At 65.8% G+C, this 14,754-nt stretch carries 13 protein-coding genes; 12 read left to right on the top strand and 1 reads right to left on the bottom strand.

Annotated elements, in window-relative coordinates; translation table 11 throughout:
- Positions 1 to 7 precede the first annotated feature (7 nt).
- The 5 genes from J3R73_RS18220 (at position 8) to kdsA (ending at position 5,855) form a co-directional block, all read left to right on the top strand.
- Positions 8 to 1,714 (top strand): lysine--tRNA ligase, encoded by a 1,707-nt coding sequence (locus J3R73_RS18220; RefSeq protein WP_307429865.1) that lies wholly within the window; start codon positions 8 to 10, stop codon positions 1,712 to 1,714.
- Positions 1,715 to 1,833: 119 nt separating this feature from the next.
- Positions 1,834 to 2,232: a preprotein translocase subunit SecG gene (gene secG, locus J3R73_RS18215; RefSeq protein ID WP_307429863.1), complete on the top strand. Its 399-nt coding sequence runs from the start codon at positions 1,834 to 1,836 to the stop codon at positions 2,230 to 2,232.
- 113 nt (positions 2,233 to 2,345) lie between these two features.
- Entirely contained in the window at positions 2,346 to 3,974 is a 1,629-nt protein-coding gene (pyrG, locus tag J3R73_RS18210; protein WP_307429860.1) for a CTP synthase, read from the top strand.
- A gap of 85 nt (positions 3,975 to 4,059) precedes the next feature.
- Positions 4,060 to 4,950: a VOC family protein gene (locus tag J3R73_RS18205; protein WP_307429857.1), complete on the top strand. Its 891-nt coding sequence runs from the start codon at positions 4,060 to 4,062 to the stop codon at positions 4,948 to 4,950.
- 74 nt (positions 4,951 to 5,024) lie between these two features.
- Entirely contained in the window at positions 5,025 to 5,855 is an 831-nt protein-coding gene (kdsA, locus tag J3R73_RS18200; protein WP_307429854.1) for a 3-deoxy-8-phosphooctulonate synthase, read from the top strand.
- Between the two features lie 82 nt (positions 5,856 to 5,937).
- Here the strand turns inward: kdsA and queF are convergent, their stop codons facing one another.
- Positions 5,938 to 6,399: a preQ(1) synthase gene (gene queF, locus J3R73_RS18195; protein WP_307429852.1), complete on the bottom strand. Its 462-nt coding sequence runs from the start codon at positions 6,397 to 6,399 to the stop codon at positions 5,938 to 5,940.
- A 327-nt stretch (positions 6,400 to 6,726) separates the two neighbouring features.
- On the opposite strand from queF, the gene eno reads away from it, so the two are divergent.
- The 7 genes from eno to lpdA all read left to right on the top strand — a co-directional run bounded on the left by eno (position 6,727) and on the right by lpdA (position 14,718).
- Positions 6,727 to 8,007: a phosphopyruvate hydratase gene (gene eno, locus J3R73_RS18190; protein WP_307429850.1), complete on the top strand. Its 1,281-nt coding sequence runs from the start codon at positions 6,727 to 6,729 to the stop codon at positions 8,005 to 8,007.
- Between the two features lie 195 nt (positions 8,008 to 8,202).
- Entirely contained in the window at positions 8,203 to 8,517 is a 315-nt protein-coding gene (locus tag J3R73_RS18185) for an FtsB family cell division protein (protein WP_307429846.1), read from the top strand.
- A 265-nt stretch (positions 8,518 to 8,782) separates the two neighbouring features.
- Positions 8,783 to 9,832, top strand: a complete 1,050-nt coding sequence (gene pdhA / locus J3R73_RS18180; RefSeq protein WP_307429842.1) for a pyruvate dehydrogenase (acetyl-transferring) E1 component subunit alpha — start codon at positions 8,783 to 8,785, stop codon at positions 9,830 to 9,832.
- 69 nt (positions 9,833 to 9,901) lie between these two features.
- Complete coding sequence (locus tag J3R73_RS18175; protein ID WP_307429838.1) at positions 9,902 to 11,305, top strand: pyruvate dehydrogenase complex E1 component subunit beta; 1,404 nt, start codon at positions 9,902 to 9,904, stop codon at positions 11,303 to 11,305.
- A gap of 10 nt (positions 11,306 to 11,315) precedes the next feature.
- Complete coding sequence (locus J3R73_RS18170) at positions 11,316 to 12,692, top strand: pyruvate dehydrogenase complex dihydrolipoamide acetyltransferase (protein WP_307429835.1); 1,377 nt, start codon at positions 11,316 to 11,318, stop codon at positions 12,690 to 12,692.
- A 101-nt stretch (positions 12,693 to 12,793) separates the two neighbouring features.
- Positions 12,794 to 13,282, top strand: coding sequence for an endonuclease domain-containing protein (locus J3R73_RS18165; protein WP_307429831.1), 489 nt, complete (start codon positions 12,794 to 12,796; stop codon positions 13,280 to 13,282).
- Entirely contained in the window at positions 13,279 to 14,718 is a 1,440-nt protein-coding gene (gene lpdA / locus J3R73_RS18160) for a dihydrolipoyl dehydrogenase (RefSeq protein ID WP_307429829.1), read from the top strand. The genes J3R73_RS18165 and lpdA overlap by 4 nt, the downstream gene beginning before the upstream one ends.
- Positions 14,719 to 14,754 lie beyond the last annotated feature (36 nt).

The raw sequence follows: 14,754 nt of genomic DNA, 5'->3' as shown, positions 1-14,754 counted from the left end.
GTTCATCATGTCAAATCTCTATCCGGCCGAGCTCGTCGCGGCCGCAAACGTTTCCGCCGCCTGGCCGTTCGAGGAGGCGAGGAAGCTCGTCTCGCGGCTCGAGAAGCGGCCCGGAGACGCGAAAGAGATCCTGTTCGAGACCGGCTACGGCCCCTCCGGCCTGCCGCATATCGGCACCTTCGGCGAGGTGGCGCGCACCAGCATGGTACGGCACGCCTTCCAGGTGCTGACCGAGGGCCGCGTGCCGACGCGCCTGATCGCCTTTTCCGACGATATGGACGGGCTGCGCAAGGTGCCGGGCAACGTGCCGAACCCCGCCCTGCTGCAGGCCAATCTCGGCAAGCCCCTGACGCAGGTTCCCGACCCCTTCGGCCAGTATGAGAGCTTCGCGCATCACAACAATGCGATGCTCAGGCGCTTCCTCGACAGCTTCGGCTTCCAATATGAATTCCTGTCCTCGACGCAATGCTATCGGAGCGGCCGCTTCGATGCGGCGCTGCTGCACATGCTGCGCCATATGGATGCGGTGATGGCGGTGATGCTGCCGAGCCTGCGCGAGGAGCGTGCCTCCACCTATTCGCCGTTCCTGCCGATTCACCCAAAGACCGGCATCGTCATGCAGGTGCCCGTCGAGGAGACCCGCGCCGAGGCCGGCACCATCGTCTGGAAGGATCCGGAAACCGGCGAGCGCTTCGAGACGCCGGTGACCGGCGGCCATTGCAAGCTGCAATGGAAGCCGGACTGGGCGATGCGCTGGTATGCGCTCGGCGTCGATTATGAAATGGCCGGCAAGGACCTGATCGATTCGGTGAAGCTGTCGTCCGAGATCGTGCGCGCCCTCGGCGGCACGCCGCCCGACGGTTTCAACTACGAGCTGTTCCTCGACGAGAACGGCCAGAAGATCTCCAAGACCAAGGGCAACGGCCTTTCGATCGACGAGTGGCTGACCTACGCCTCGCCCGACAGCCTCGCCCTGTTCATGTATCAGAAGCCGCGCGAGGCCAAGCGGCTCTATTTCGACGTCATCCCGCGCGCCGTCGACGACTATCTCCAATTCCTCGGCGGCTATGAAAAGCAGGACTGGAAGAACAGGCTCGGCAACCCGGTCTGGCATATCCATGGCGGCCATCCGCCCCAGCCCGAGACGATCGGCGGAGACGGGGAACGCACTTCCGTCACCTTCGCCCTGCTCCTCAACCTGGTGGCGGTGGCCAATGCCGAATCCAAGGACGTGCTGTGGGCGTTCCTGCAGCGCTACGCGCCCGGCGCCAGCGCGGCGACCCATCCGCGCCTCGACGCCATGGTGGGCTTCGCCATCCGCTATTTCCGCGATTTCGTGAAGCCGGCAAAGCGCTATGCGGCACCCACCGCAGAGGAAAAGGCCGCGCTGGAGAAGCTCTCGCAGGCCCTCGCCGACCTGCCGCCCGGCGCCGACGCCGCCGCCATCCAGGAGGCGGTCTACGACGTCGGCCGCGCCCTGCCGCCCTACCAGGATTTCAAGGCCAAGGGCGCCACGCCCGAACGGCCGGGCGTGTCGCTCGAATGGTTCAACACGCTGTACCGCATCCTGCTCGGCGAGCAGCGCGGCCCGCGCTTCGGCTCCTTCGTCGCCATCTACGGCATCGCCGAGACGCGGACCCTGATCGCCAAGGCGCTCTCCGGCGAGCTGCTGCGGGAGCACGAGACGTTCGTCGCCTCGCGGAAGGCGTCGTGACCGATCTTTGGCCGAAATAGGGGGCTGGTGCAGCCCGAATTGCCATCCTATATGCGCGGGGGTAGCCAGGGGCCCTCTCTTCGTGTAGGAACCCGCGCGAATTATATCCGGATCAGTCAATGCAAACCGTTCTCATTTCGATCCACCTCATGGTGGTTCTCGCGCTCGTCGTCGTGGTGCTCCTGCAGCGTTCCGAAGGCGGTGGGCTCGGCATCGGCGGTGGCACGGGCGGTTTCATGACCGGACGCGGCCAGGCCAACCTGCTCACGCGGGCGACGGCAGGCCTCGCGACGGCCTTCTTCATCACCAGCCTCCTTCTGAGCATCCTCGCCAATTATCACGGCAGTTCCTCGGGGTCGCTGCTCGACCAGATCCGGGCCCCGGCCGCCCCGGCGTCGCAGTCGGGCGCCCCCGCCCAGCAGCCCGCCGCGCCCGCCGGCAATTCCGGCGGCACCCTGTTCGACCAGTTGCAGCAGCAGCCCGCCGCGCCGGCGCCGGCCGCTCCCGCCAAGCCGTAGCGGCGAGTCGCCGTCCGGCCCTGGCCGGACGGCTCGATCGGTCGTGAAAATAATCCCGCGGGCAGTTGTTGCCCGCTCGTCGAATCATTTTGTTTTTCATTAAGTGGGGCTCCATGACGCGGTACATTTTCATAACCGGCGGCGTGGTCTCCTCTCTCGGCAAAGGTCTGGCCTCCGCCGCCCTCGGCGCGCTCCTGCAGGCGCGCGGCTACAAGGTTCGTCTGCGCAAGCTCGATCCTTACCTCAACGTCGATCCGGGCACGATGAGCCCGTATCAGCACGGCGAAGTCTTCGTGACGGACGACGGCGCGGAGACCGATCTCGATCTCGGCCATTACGAGCGGTTCACCGGCCGTCCCGCTTCGAGGGACGACAACATCACCACCGGCCGCATCTATCTCGACATCATCACCAAGGAGAGGCGCGGCGATTATCTCGGCGCCACCATCCAGGTCATTCCCCACGTCACCAACGCCATCAAGGAGTTCGTGCTGAAGGGCAATGACGGCATCGACTTCGTGCTGGTCGAGATCGGCGGGACGGTCGGCGACATCGAGGGCCTGCCCTTCTTCGAGGCGATCCGCCAGATCAAGAACGACCTGCCGCGCGGAGCCTGCATCTACACCCACCTCACGCTGCTGCCCTATATTCCCTCGGCCGGCGAGCTCAAGACCAAGCCGACCCAGCATTCGGTTGCCGAATTGCGTTCGATCGGCATCCAGCCTGACATTCTCCTGTGCCGGACCGACCGCGAGATCCCGCGGGAGGAGCGGCGCAAGCTCGCGCTCTTCTGCAATGTCCGCGAGGCCGCGGTGATCGAGGCTCGCGACGTCGCCTCGATCTACGACGTGCCGGTGGCCTATCACGAGCAGGGCCTCGACGGCGAAGTGCTCGCGGCCTTCGGCATCGAGGATGCGCCGCGGCCGGACCTGTCGCGCTGGCGCAGGATCTCCCAGACGATCCACAATCCCGAGGGCGAGGTCACCATCGCCATCGTCGGCAAGTATACCGGGCTCAAGGATGCCTATAAATCGCTGATCGAGGCCCTCACCCATGGCGGCATCGCCAACGGCGTGAAGGTCAATCTCGACTGGATCGAGAGCGAGATCTTCGAGCAGGGCGATCCCACGCCCTATCTCGAACATGTGCACGGCATCCTCGTGCCGGGCGGCTTCGGCCAGCGTGGCGCCGAAGGCAAGATCAAGGCGGTGACCTTCGCGCGCGAACGCAAGGTGCCATATTTCGGCATCTGCTTCGGCATGCAGATGGCGGTGATCGAAGGAGCGCGCTCCCTTGCCGGCATCGCAGAGGCCAACTCGACCGAATTCGGCCCGACCAGCGAGCCGGTGGTCGGCCTGATGACGGAGTGGATGAAGGGCAACGAGCTCGAGCAGCGTGCGCAGGGCGGCGACCTCGGCGGCACCATGCGGCTCGGCGCCTATCAGGCGACGCTCAAGCGCGGCTCGAAGATCGCCGCCATCTACGATACAACCTCCATCTCCGAGCGCCATCGCCATCGCTACGAAGTCAATATGGGCTATCGCGAGCGGCTGGAGCAGAAGGGCATGGTGTTCTGCGGCCTGTCGCCCGATGGCCTCCTGCCGGAGACGATCGAGTATGACGACCATCCCTGGTTCATCGGCGTGCAGTATCATCCCGAACTGAAGTCCCGCCCGTTCCAGCCGCATCCGCTGTTCTCCAGCTTCATCGCGGCCGCGGTGGAGCAGAGCCGGATGGTGTAGTCGCAAGGCCGGTCGTCCTGACCGGCCTTGCGGGAAGGCCGGTGAGGCGATCGGGCCCTGTCGGCGGGCAATCCAGGAGCATGCCATGGCGCGCGGTCTCGACCATCTCGTTCTCGCCACGCGCGACCTCGATGCCGCGGCCGACCACTACCGCTCGATGGGCTTCACCGTCGGGGCGCGCAACCGCCATCCCTGGGGCACCGAGAACCGCATCGTGCAGATGCCGGGCACCTTTCTCGAACTCATCACGCTGGGCGAGGGGATCGAGCTTCCCGCGCCCGAACCGGAAACGATGAGCTTCGCCCGCACGATCGCTCGCCAGTTCGACGCCCATGGCGACGGCTTCCCGATGCTGGTGGTGGAATCGCTGGACGCGGCGGCCGACAAGGAGGCCTTCGATGCGGCCGGCATCGGTGGCTTCAGGCCGTTCTTCTTCGAGCGCATCGCGGTGAAGCCGGACGGCACGAAGGCGCGGGTCGCCTTCACGCTGGCATTTGCCGCCGATCCCGCCATGCCCGAGGCCGGCTTCTTCGCCTGCCAGCAGCACGAACCGCAGAATTTCTGGAATCCCGCCTTCCAGCGCCATCCGAACGGCGCCACGGGCGTCGCCGGCGTGGTGCTGCTGGCGGAAACGCCGGCGGCGCTGGTGCCGTTCTTCGAAGCCTTCACGGCATCGAGGGCGGCCTGCGCCGGTGCACGCAACATGGCGATCGTGACGCCGCGCGGGACGATCGAGGCGATGACGCCCGACTGCTATCGCGATGTGCTGGGGTTGGAGCCTTCTCTGTCGCCGGCCGGCGGTCCGCGCCTTGCGGCGTTCAAGGTCTCGGCGCCTCTCGAGGCGATGGCGCAGCGGCTGGAGGAGGCCGGCATTCCCTTCCTCCGCCACCGCCGGCATCTGGCGGTCGCCGCCCCCGACAATTTCGGCACGGCGATCCTGTTCGAGGAGCCGAAGGCGGGCGCGCCGCGCGCCTGACCGGCGAGGCCGCGGTTGCCTCGGTGTCCCCGTGCCTCCATCCCCATCCCCGATGAACCCACCCCGGATCGATCATGAAACCCAATCCTGTCGTCGCCCTCGGCTCCCTGCGCATCGGCAATGCGCTGCCGCTGACACTGATCGCTGGTCCGTGCCAGATGGAAAGCCGCGACCATGCGATGGAGATGGCGGCGGCGATCAAGGAGATCACCGACCGGCTCGGCATCGGCCTGATCTACAAGACCTCCTTCGACAAGGCCAACCGCACCTCCGCCAAGGGCGCGCGCGGCGTCGGCCTCGACAAATCGCTGCCGGTCTTCGCTGAGATCCGCGAGAAATTCGGCCTGCCCGTGCTCACCGACGTGCATGAGATCGAGCAATGCGCGAAGCTGGCGCAGGTGGTCGACGTGCTGCAGATCCCGGCCTTCCTCTCCCGGCAGACCGACCTGCTTGTCGCCGCGGCGCGCACCGGGCGGGTGATCAACGTCAAGAAAGGCCAGTTCCTGGCGCCCTGGGATATGGCCAACGTCGTCGCCAAGATCACCGAAGCCGGTAACCCCAACGTGCTGGTGACCGAGCGCGGCGTCTCCTTCGGCTACAACACGCTGGTGAGCGACATGCGCTCTCTGCCGATCATGGCGCGGCAGATCGGCGCGCCCGTGGTGTTCGACGCCACCCATTCGGTGCAGCAGCCGGGCGGGCAGGGGACCTCGTCCGGCGGCCAGCGCGAATTCGTGCCCGTCCTCGCCCGTGCGGCGGTGGCGGTCGGCGTCGCCGCCGTGTTCATCGAGACCCATCAGGATCCCGACCACGCCCCGTCGGACGGCCCGAACATGGTGCCGCTGCGCGAACTCGAAGCCCTGTTGAAGCGGCTGAAGCAGTTCGACGAGATCGCCAAGAGCTGATCCCCCGGGAGCGCGGGCTTCCAGCCCGCATCCTGAAACGCGGGGGGCTAGGAAAGAGCGGACAGGATGTCCGCGCTGCCGCTCAGCCCCGTCCGCGATAGGTCGGCACGCCCTGGTCGGGCAGCCAGAGGCTCTCCGGCGGCTTGCCGGTCTGCCAGAACACGTCGATGGGCATGCCGCCGCGCGGATACCAATAACCGCCGATGCGCAGCCAGTGCGGATCGAGCAGGTCTACCAGCCGCCGGCCGACCGCGACCGTGCAGTCCTCGTGGAACGCACCGTGGTTGCGGAAGCTGGCGAGGTAGAGCTTGAGGGATTTGGACTCCACCAGCCAGTCCCTCGGGGCATAGTCGATGACGAGGTGGGCGAAGTCGGGCTGGCCGGTCACCGGGCAGAGCGAGGTGAATTCCGGGCAGGTGAAGCGCGTGAGATAGAGCGTGTCCGCCTGCGGGTTGGGCACCCTGTCGAGGCGGGCTTCCCTGGGCGAAGAGGGGATGGCGGCGGCGCTGCCCAGCTGCAGCGTGGAAGGGTCGAAAGACGTCATGGGTCCTCGCTCGCATGGTGGGGACCCGGCACGCGGCCGGATCCCGCCATGCGTCAAAAGGCCGTCGCGAAAGCTTCGCGTATGGCAGGCTAGAGTCGAGGCGAGCCATTCCGCCATTTCCGGGGCGGATGCAAGCTTTGCGTTCTGCAGCGGCCATGGACTGGCCGATATGACGGGATATACGAAACGGGAGGCGCTGGAATCCGGCGCTTTCAACCCGGGAGCGCTCCGATCGATGGCGTTCCCATGACATTGTTTTACTCTTCCGCCTCTTCCTCTCATCCGCTATGAGCCGGACCGACGTCACAACCGAACAGGAGCAGCCCCATGACCGCCATCAGCGACATCATCGCGCGCGAAATTCTCGACAGCCGCGGCAATCCGACGGTCGAGGTCGATGTCCTGCTGGAAGACGGATCGATGGGGCGCGCGGCGGTTCCCTCGGGCGCCTCGACGGGCGCCCATGAAGCGGTCGAACTGCGCGACGGCGACGAGCGCTATGGCGGCAAGGGCGTCCAGCTGGCCGTCGATGCCGTCAATGGCGAAATCTACGACGCGCTGGGCGGGCTCGACGCCGAGGACCAGATCCAGATCGACCAGACGATGATCGATCTGGACGGCACCGCCAACAAGGCGCGTCTCGGCGCCAATGCCATTCTCGGCGTTTCCCTGGCGGTGGCGAAGGCCGCGGCGCAGTCTTCCGGCCTGCCGCTCTGGCGCTATGTCGGCGGCGCTTCGGCTCGCGTCCTGCCGGTCCCGATGATGAACATCGTCAATGGCGGCGTCCATGCCGACAATCCCATCGACTTCCAGGAGTTCATGGTGATGCCGGTGGGCGCCGAGAGCTTCGCCGAAGGCCTGCGCATGGGCGCCGAAATCTTCCACACGCTGAAGAAGGCGTTGAAGAAGGCGGGCCACAACACCAATGTCGGCGACGAGGGCGGCTTTGCCCCGAACCTGCCTTCTGCCAAGGCGGCGCTGGACTTCGTCATGACGGCGATCGAGGAGGCCGGCTACGAGCCGGGCGGCGACGTCATGCTCGCGCTCGACTGCGCGGCCACCGAATTCTTCAAGGGCGGCGTCTATGACTACACCGGCGAAGGCGTGAAGCGCGACATCGCGGCCCAGGCCGACTATCTGGCTTCGCTCGCCGCCGACTACCCGATCGTATCGATCGAGGACGGCCTTTCCGAGGATGATTTCGAGGGCTGGAAGCTCCTGACCGACAAGATCGGCAGCAAGGTGCAGCTTGTCGGCGACGACCTGTTCGTCACCAACACCGAGCGCCTCTCCATGGGCATCAAGCAGGGCCTCGGCAATGCGATCCTCGTCAAGGTCAACCAGATCGGTACCCTTACCGAGACGCTCGCCGCCGTGGAGATGGCGCACAAGGCGGGCTATCGCGCGGTGATGTCGCATCGCTCCGGCGAGACCGAGGATTCGACCATCGCCGATCTCGCCGTCGCCACCAATTGCGGACAGATCAAGACCGGCTCCCTGGCCCGCTCCGACCGTACCGCGAAGTACAATCAGCTCCTGCGCATCGAGGAAGCCCTGGGAACGCAGGCGCTGTATGGCGGCCGCGCCGCCTTGAAGGCGCTCGCCTGACGCTTTCCGCACCGCCTCCCGACGGAGCGGTCGGCACTTTACTTCGATGCCGGAAAGCAACCTTGCCTTCCGGCATTTCTTTTTGCATGGCGATCCTGTGATAGGCGAATGGCTCGCCACGCCCGGGGCGCTGGATGCTGCAGTGCAGCATAAAGTCTCAACACAAAATCAACCACCTCGCGCCATCATGGCGGCATGGTCATCCGCACACGCCTTCGTGCCTTCCTCAACCAGCTCGCCCTCTTCGTCGGGACGGCGGCGGCAATCGCCTATTTCTCGTTCCAGGCCTTCAACGGGGACCACGGCATCCAGGCCCAGCGCCAATTTGACCAGCAGAAGCAGAAATTGAGCGACGAGCTGGCGTCGCTGAAGGACCAGCATGCCGCGCTCGAGCGCCGGGTGAATCTCCTCCGCGCCGACACGATCGACCCCGACATGCTGGAAGAAAAATCCCGCGAGCTTCTCGGCTTCGTCCATCCAAATGACGTAATTGTGTTTCTGCCGAAATAGGCTTGGCTTTCCGCTTGTTGCGCTGCCGCCGAGGCGAAACGACGTTTACTTTCAGCCGCCGCTCCCGACCCGGATTTTGCAACGAATTCATGTCACGAAATTAATTCGATTTCAGTTGATCCTTCAATTAATTGAATTCCGGTTGATTACCAATTCTGTTGCGCATTCAACATGTTGCACTGCAGCATGGCGCCTGCCCCTCGCTTTTTGGTATTGGATGCGCTAGCTGTCTGTCAGCTAAGCCATCAATATTTTCGGAGGGTCCATGGCCGCTACAGCCACCAAGGCCGTCGCCAGCGCCAGCAAAGCGTCCAAGCCTGCCCGCACGGCCGGCAGGGGCGCCGCGGCGTCGCCGGCGTTCGACAAGGCGCAGGAGCTCGAGGCCTATCGCGAGATGCTGCTGATCCGGCGCTTCGAGGAGAAGGCGGGCCAGATGTACGGCATGGGGCTGATCGGCGGCTTCTGTCACCTGTATATCGGGCAGGAAGCCGTGGTCGTCGGCATGCAGAAGGCCGTGCGTGAGGGCGACAAGATCATCACGGGCTATCGTGACCATGGCCACATGCTGGCGACGGGCATGGCTTCCCGCGGCGTGATGGCCGAGCTGACCGGCCGGCGCGGGGGCTATTCCCACGGCAAGGGCGGCTCCATGCACATGTTCTCGGTCGAGAAGGGCTTCTATGGCGGCCACGGCATCGTCGGCGCGCAGGTCTCCCTCGGCACCGGCCTCGCCTTCGCCGGCGCCTACCGGCAGGACGGCTCGGTGAGCCTGACCTATTTCGGCGACGGCGCGGCCAACCAGGGCCAGGTCTATGAGAGCTTCAACATGGCGGCGCTGTGGAAGCTGCCGGTGGTCTACGTCATCGAGAACAACAAATATGCGATGGGCACCTCGGTGAACCGCGCCTCGGCGCAGACCGATTTTTCCCGCCGCGGCCTGTCCTTCAACATTCCCGGCGAGCAGGTGGACGGCATGGATGTGCGCGCCGTCCATGCCGCGGGCCTCAAGGCGATCGAGCATGCCCGGTCCGGCAAGGGTCCCTATATCCTGGAGATGCTGACCTACCGCTATCGCGGCCATTCGATGTCCGACCCGGCCAAATACCGGACGAAGGACGAGGTCCAGAAGATGCGGACCGAGCATGACCCGATCGAGCAGAGCCGGGCCCGGCTGCTGAACGAGCACGGCCTCGCGGAGGAGGAGTTGAAGAAGATCGATTCCGACATCCGGGAGATCATCAACGATGCCGCCGATTTCGCCACCCATGATCCGGAGCCGGATCCCTCGGAACTGTGGACCGACATCCTGAAGTGACGATGTCGTCGGCCGCCTTGCACGGTTCGTCCGCTCCCGCGTTAATCCATCCCAGAATTCGAGGCACCTATGCCTGACGTATTGATGCCGGCCCTTTCCCCGACGATGGAGCAGGGCAAACTGTCCAAATGGATCAAGAAGGAAGGTGACACCATCAAATCGGGTGACGTCATCGCCGAAATCGAGACCGACAAGGCGACGATGGAGGTCGAAGCGGTCGACGAGGGCGTGCTGTCACAGATCCTCATCCCCGAAGGCACGGACAATGTCGCGGTCAACACCAAGATCGCGTTCATCAAGGGCGAGGGCGAAAGCGAGCCGGCGCCGGCTGCTCAAGCTCCCGCCACTGAGGCTCCCGCGGCCCAGGCGCCTGCTCCCGCAGCCGCCGCTCCGGCCGTGACGCCCGCCGTCGCCGCCCCCGCCGTGGCCAGGGACGTCCCGCCCGCCGCCGAGGCGCATGACGCTTCGGGAGAGATTCCGGCCGGCACCGAATTCGTCACCATGACGGTGCGCGAGGCGTTGCGCGATGCGATGGCCGAGGAAATGCGCCGCGACGACAAGGTCTTCGTCATGGGCGAGGAGGTCGCCGAATATCAGGGCGCCTACAAGATCACGCAGGGCCTCCTGCAGGAATTCGGTGCCCGCCGCGTCGTCGATACGCCGATCACCGAGCATGGCTTCGCCGGTCTCGGCATCGGTGCCGCGATGGCCGGGCTGCGTCCGATCGTCGAGTTCATGACCTTCAACTTCGCCATGCAGGCGATGGACCAGATCATCAATTCGGCCGCCAAGACGCTCTATATGTCCGGCGGGCAGATGGGATGCCCGATCGTGTTCCGCGGCCCCAACGGCGCGGCGGCCCGCGTCGCCGCCCAGCACAGCCAGGACTACAGCGCCTGGTATTCGCATATTCCGGGCCTGACCGTGATCGCGCCCTATTCGGCGGCCGACGCCAAGGGCCTGCTGAAATCGGCGATCCGCAACCCGAACCCGGTCGTCTTCCTCGAAAACGAGATCCTGTACGGCCACAGCAATCCCGTTCCGAAGCTCGACGACTTCACCCTACCGATCGGCAAGGCCAAGGTGGTCAAGCCGGGCCGCCACGTCACGCTGGTCGCCTGGTCGATCGGCATGACCTATGTGCTCAAGGCCGCCGAATTGCTGGCCGCCGAGGGGATCGAGGCCGAGATCATCGACCTGCGTACCCTGCGTCCGCTCGATTCGGCGACCGTGGTCGCCTCGGTGAAGAAGACCGGCCGCTGCGTCGTCGTCGAGGAGGGCTGGCAACAGTCCGGTGTCGCGGCCGAAGTCGCCGCCCGCATCCACGAGCAGGCCTTCGACTATCTCGACGCGCCGGTTGCCCGGGTTTCGGGCAAGGACGTGCCGATGCCGTATGCGGCCAATCTGGAAAAGCTGGCTTTGCCGAACGCGGCCGAAGTCGTCGAGGCGGCCAAGGCCGTCCTCTATCGCTGAGGAGCGCACCATGCCTGCGAACGTCCTGATGCCCGCCCTTTCGCCGACGATGGAGAAGGGCAACCTCACCAAATGGCTGAAGAAGGAAGGCGACGCCGTCAAGTCCGGCGACGTCCTCGCCGAGATCGAGACGGACAAGGCGACGATGGAAGTCGAGGCGATCGACGAGGGCGTGCTCGCCAGGATCGTGGTGCCCGAAGGAACGACGGACGTTCCCGTCAACGAGCTGATCGCGGTGATCGCCTCGGAGGGCGAGGACGCTAAGGCCGTGGCCGCCGGGGCCGGCGCAGCGCCGGCGAAGGAGGCTCCTAAGCCTTCCGAAGCTCCCAAGCCTTCCGAAGAGGTCAAGCCTGTGGAAGCTTCGAGGCCGGCAGCGGCGCCCGCCGCCGCGCCGCCCGCCGCCGCGCCGCCCGCGGTGGCCTCCGCACCGGCGCGGAGCGACTCGCGCGTCTTCGCCTCGCCGCTGGCCAGGCGTCTCGCCAAGGAGGCGGGCCTCGATCTTTCCGCCGTGGCCGGCTCCGGGCCGCATGGCCGGATCGTCGAGCGCGATATCCAGGCGGCTGTCGCCGGCGGCGGTGCCAGGCCGGCGGCCGCTGCGCCTGCACCGGCCGCGCCCGCCAAGGCGGCGGCGCCCGTGCCCGCCGCGGCCTCGGACGAGGCCGTCAGGAAACTGTTCGCGCCCGGCTCCTACGAGGAGGTTCCCCATGACGGCATGCGCAAGACGATCGCGCGCCGCCTCGTGGAGGCCAAGTCCACCATTCCGCATTTCTACCTGACGGTGGACGTCGATATCGACGCCCTTCTCGCCTTGCGCGAGCAGATCAACCATGGCGCGCCGCTGACGAAGGACGGCAAGCCGTCCTTCAAGATCTCCGTCAACGACATGGTGATCAAGGCCTATGCGCTGGCGCTGCGCGCCGTGCCGGACGCCAACGTCTCCTGGACCGAGGGCGCCATGCTCAAGCATCGCCAGGCCGATGTCGGCGTTGCCGTCTCCATTCCCGGCGGCCTGATCACGCCGATCATCCGCGATGCCGGCAACAAGACGTTGTCCGCCATCTCCGGCGAGATGAAGGATCTCGCGGCCCGTGCCAAGAGCCGCAAGCTCAAGCCGGAGGAATATCAGGGCGGCACCGGCGCGGTCTCCAATCTCGGCATGTTCGGCATCAAGGCGTTCTCCGCCGTCATCAACCCGCCGCATGCGACGATCCTCGCGGTCGGCGCCGGCATCCAGCAGCCGGTGGTGCGCGGCGGCGAGATCAAGATCGCCACGCTGATGTCGCTGACGCTCTCCACCGACCACCGCGCCGTCGACGGCGCCCTCGGCGCCGAACTGATGCAGGCGATCCGGGGCTACATCGAAAAGCCGCTGGGCATGCTGGTGTGAGGTATGGCGATGGATGCCTTTGGCGCCATCAACGAGACGCAACGCTTGGATCTCCCCTCCCTCTTGCAGGGAGGGGTAAGGGGTGGGAGGCGTGACAGCTGATGCCGCCCGCGGGAAAATGGGCACGCACGCCTTCACATGTCGGCGCAACATTTCGCGCCAAGGCGCTGGCTGTCGACCAGCGCCGGAACATGACGGATCCTGAGCGCAGGCTCTGGCGATCCCTGAGAAAGGACCTACCTGAAGACGGTAGTCATTTTCGGCGTCAGGTGGCGATCGGTCCCTATGTCGCAGATTTTGTCCATCTGGGCGCGCGTCTCATTGTCGAAGTCGACGGCAACCAGCACGGTTTCGAAAGACAAGCGAGGCACGACGAGAAACGCGATGCATATCTGGCCAATGCCGGCTTCGAGGTGCTTCGCTTCTCGAACCATGACGTCATGAGGGCGACCCGGTCTGTCGTCGACACGATCTTCGCCGCACTTCACCCGTCGCCCCCCACCCCTTACCCCTCCCCGCGAGGGGGAGGGGAGGCCCGAGCGTCGCGCTCCTCTAGCCAACAGCCGAGCCTTTCTGGAGACGTTTCATGACTTCCTACGACGTGATCATCATCGGCTCGGGACCCGGCGGCTATGTCACGGCCATCCGGGCGGCGCAGCTCGGGCTGAAGACGGCGATCGTCGAGCGCGAGCATCTCGGCGGCATCTGCCTCAACTGGGGCTGCATTCCCACCAAGGCGCTGCTGCGCTCGGCCGAGATCCTTCACTATGCCGAGCATGCGGGGGATTACGGCCTCGTGCTCGACGGTACGATCAGGCCGGACACGGCGGCGGTGGTCAAGCGCTCGCGCGGCGTTGCCAACCAGCTCAACACCGGCGTTGGCTTCCTCCTCAAGAAGAACAAGGTCGATGTGATCTGGGGCGTGGCGACGGTGACCAAGCCCGGCGAGATCAACGTCATCCCGTCGACCCGGTCGGTACAGGGGCCGCCGGTCGCCGCGCCGAAGGGCGCGCAGGCGCCCGGCATCTACCAGGCCAAGCACATCATCGTCGCCACCGGCGCGCGTCCGCGCGTGCTGCCTGGCCTCGAACCCGACGGCAAGCTGATCTGGACCTATTTCGACGCCATGGTGCCGGCGGTCATGCCCAAGAAGCTCCTCGTGGTCGGCTCGGGCGCCATCGGCATCGAATTCGCCTCCTTCTACCGCACCATGGGCGCCGAGGTGACGGTGGTGGAGGTGCTGCCGCAGATCCTCCCCGTCGAGGACGAGGAGATCGCCGCCCACGCCCGCAAGCGCTTCGAGAAGGCGGGCATCAGGATCCTGTCGAGCGCCAAGGTCGTCAAGGTCGACAAGGGCGAGAACTCGCTCAAGGCGACGGTCGAGACCGCCGACGGCAAGACGCAGGTGATCGAGGCGGACAGGCTGATCTCGGCGGTCGGCGTGGTCGGCAACATCGAGAATCTCGGGCTCGAGAAGCTCGGCGTGAAGACCGATCGCGGCTGCGTCGTCATCGACGGCTACGGCAAGACGAACGTCGCGGGCATCTACGCCATCGGCGATGTCGCCGGGCCGCCGATGCTGGCCCACAAGGCCGAGCATGAAGGCGTGGTCTGCATCGAGGCGATCGCCGGGCAGCACCCCCATCCGCTCGAAAAGGACAAGATCCCCGGCTGCACCTATTGCACGCCGCAGATCGCCAGCGTCGGCCTGACAGAGAAGAAGGCCAGGGAGGCCGGTTACACCGTCAAGGTCGGCCGCTTCCCCTTCATCGGCAACGGCAAGGCGATCGCGCTCGGCGAGCCCGAGGGACTGGTGAAGACGGTGTTCGACGCCAAGACCGGAAAGCTCCTCGGTGCCCATCTGGTCGGCGCCGAAGTCACCGAACTGATCCAGGGCTTCGTCATCGCCATGAACCTGGAGACCACGGAAGAGGATCTCATGCACGCGGTGTTCCCGCATCCGACATTGTCGGAGACGATGCATGAAAGCGTTCTGGACGCCTACGGCCGCGCTATCCATATATGATCCTGCGGCGGCCGCTTCGCGCGAAGCCGGCCGCCC

The sequence above is a fragment of the Labrys monachus genome (assembly GCF_030814655.1).
Taxonomy (GTDB): Bacteria; Pseudomonadota; Alphaproteobacteria; order Rhizobiales; family Labraceae; genus Labrys; species Labrys monacha.
The sequence above is the reverse complement of the archived record's forward strand: the minus strand, read 5'-3'. Positions and strand labels throughout refer to the sequence as shown.

Bases quoted from the DNA above. Each gene is read 5' to 3' on its own strand.
- J3R73_RS18220 (WP_307429865.1), top strand. From the start codon at position 8: ATGTCAAATCTCTATCCGGCCGAGCTCGTCGCGGCCGCAAACGTTTCC.
- secG (WP_307429863.1), top strand. From the start codon at position 1,834: ATGCAAACCGTTCTCATTTCGATCCACCTCATGGTGGTTCTCGCGCTC.
- pyrG (WP_307429860.1), top strand. From the start codon at position 2,346: ATGACGCGGTACATTTTCATAACCGGCGGCGTGGTCTCCTCTCTCGGC.
- J3R73_RS18205 (WP_307429857.1), top strand. From the start codon at position 4,060: ATGGCGCGCGGTCTCGACCATCTCGTTCTCGCCACGCGCGACCTCGAT.
- kdsA (WP_307429854.1), top strand. From the start codon at position 5,025: ATGAAACCCAATCCTGTCGTCGCCCTCGGCTCCCTGCGCATCGGCAAT.
- queF (WP_307429852.1), bottom strand. From the start codon at position 6,399: ATGACGTCTTTCGACCCTTCCACGCTGCAGCTGGGCAGCGCCGCCGCC.
- eno (WP_307429850.1), top strand. From the start codon at position 6,727: ATGACCGCCATCAGCGACATCATCGCGCGCGAAATTCTCGACAGCCGC.
- J3R73_RS18185 (WP_307429846.1), top strand. From the start codon at position 8,203: ATGGTCATCCGCACACGCCTTCGTGCCTTCCTCAACCAGCTCGCCCTC.
- pdhA (WP_307429842.1), top strand. From the start codon at position 8,783: ATGGCCGCTACAGCCACCAAGGCCGTCGCCAGCGCCAGCAAAGCGTCC.
- J3R73_RS18175 (WP_307429838.1), top strand. From the start codon at position 9,902: ATGCCTGACGTATTGATGCCGGCCCTTTCCCCGACGATGGAGCAGGGC.
- J3R73_RS18170 (WP_307429835.1), top strand. From the start codon at position 11,316: ATGCCTGCGAACGTCCTGATGCCCGCCCTTTCGCCGACGATGGAGAAG.
- J3R73_RS18165 (WP_307429831.1), top strand. From the start codon at position 12,794: ATGCCGCCCGCGGGAAAATGGGCACGCACGCCTTCACATGTCGGCGCA.
- lpdA (WP_307429829.1), top strand. From the start codon at position 13,279: ATGACTTCCTACGACGTGATCATCATCGGCTCGGGACCCGGCGGCTAT.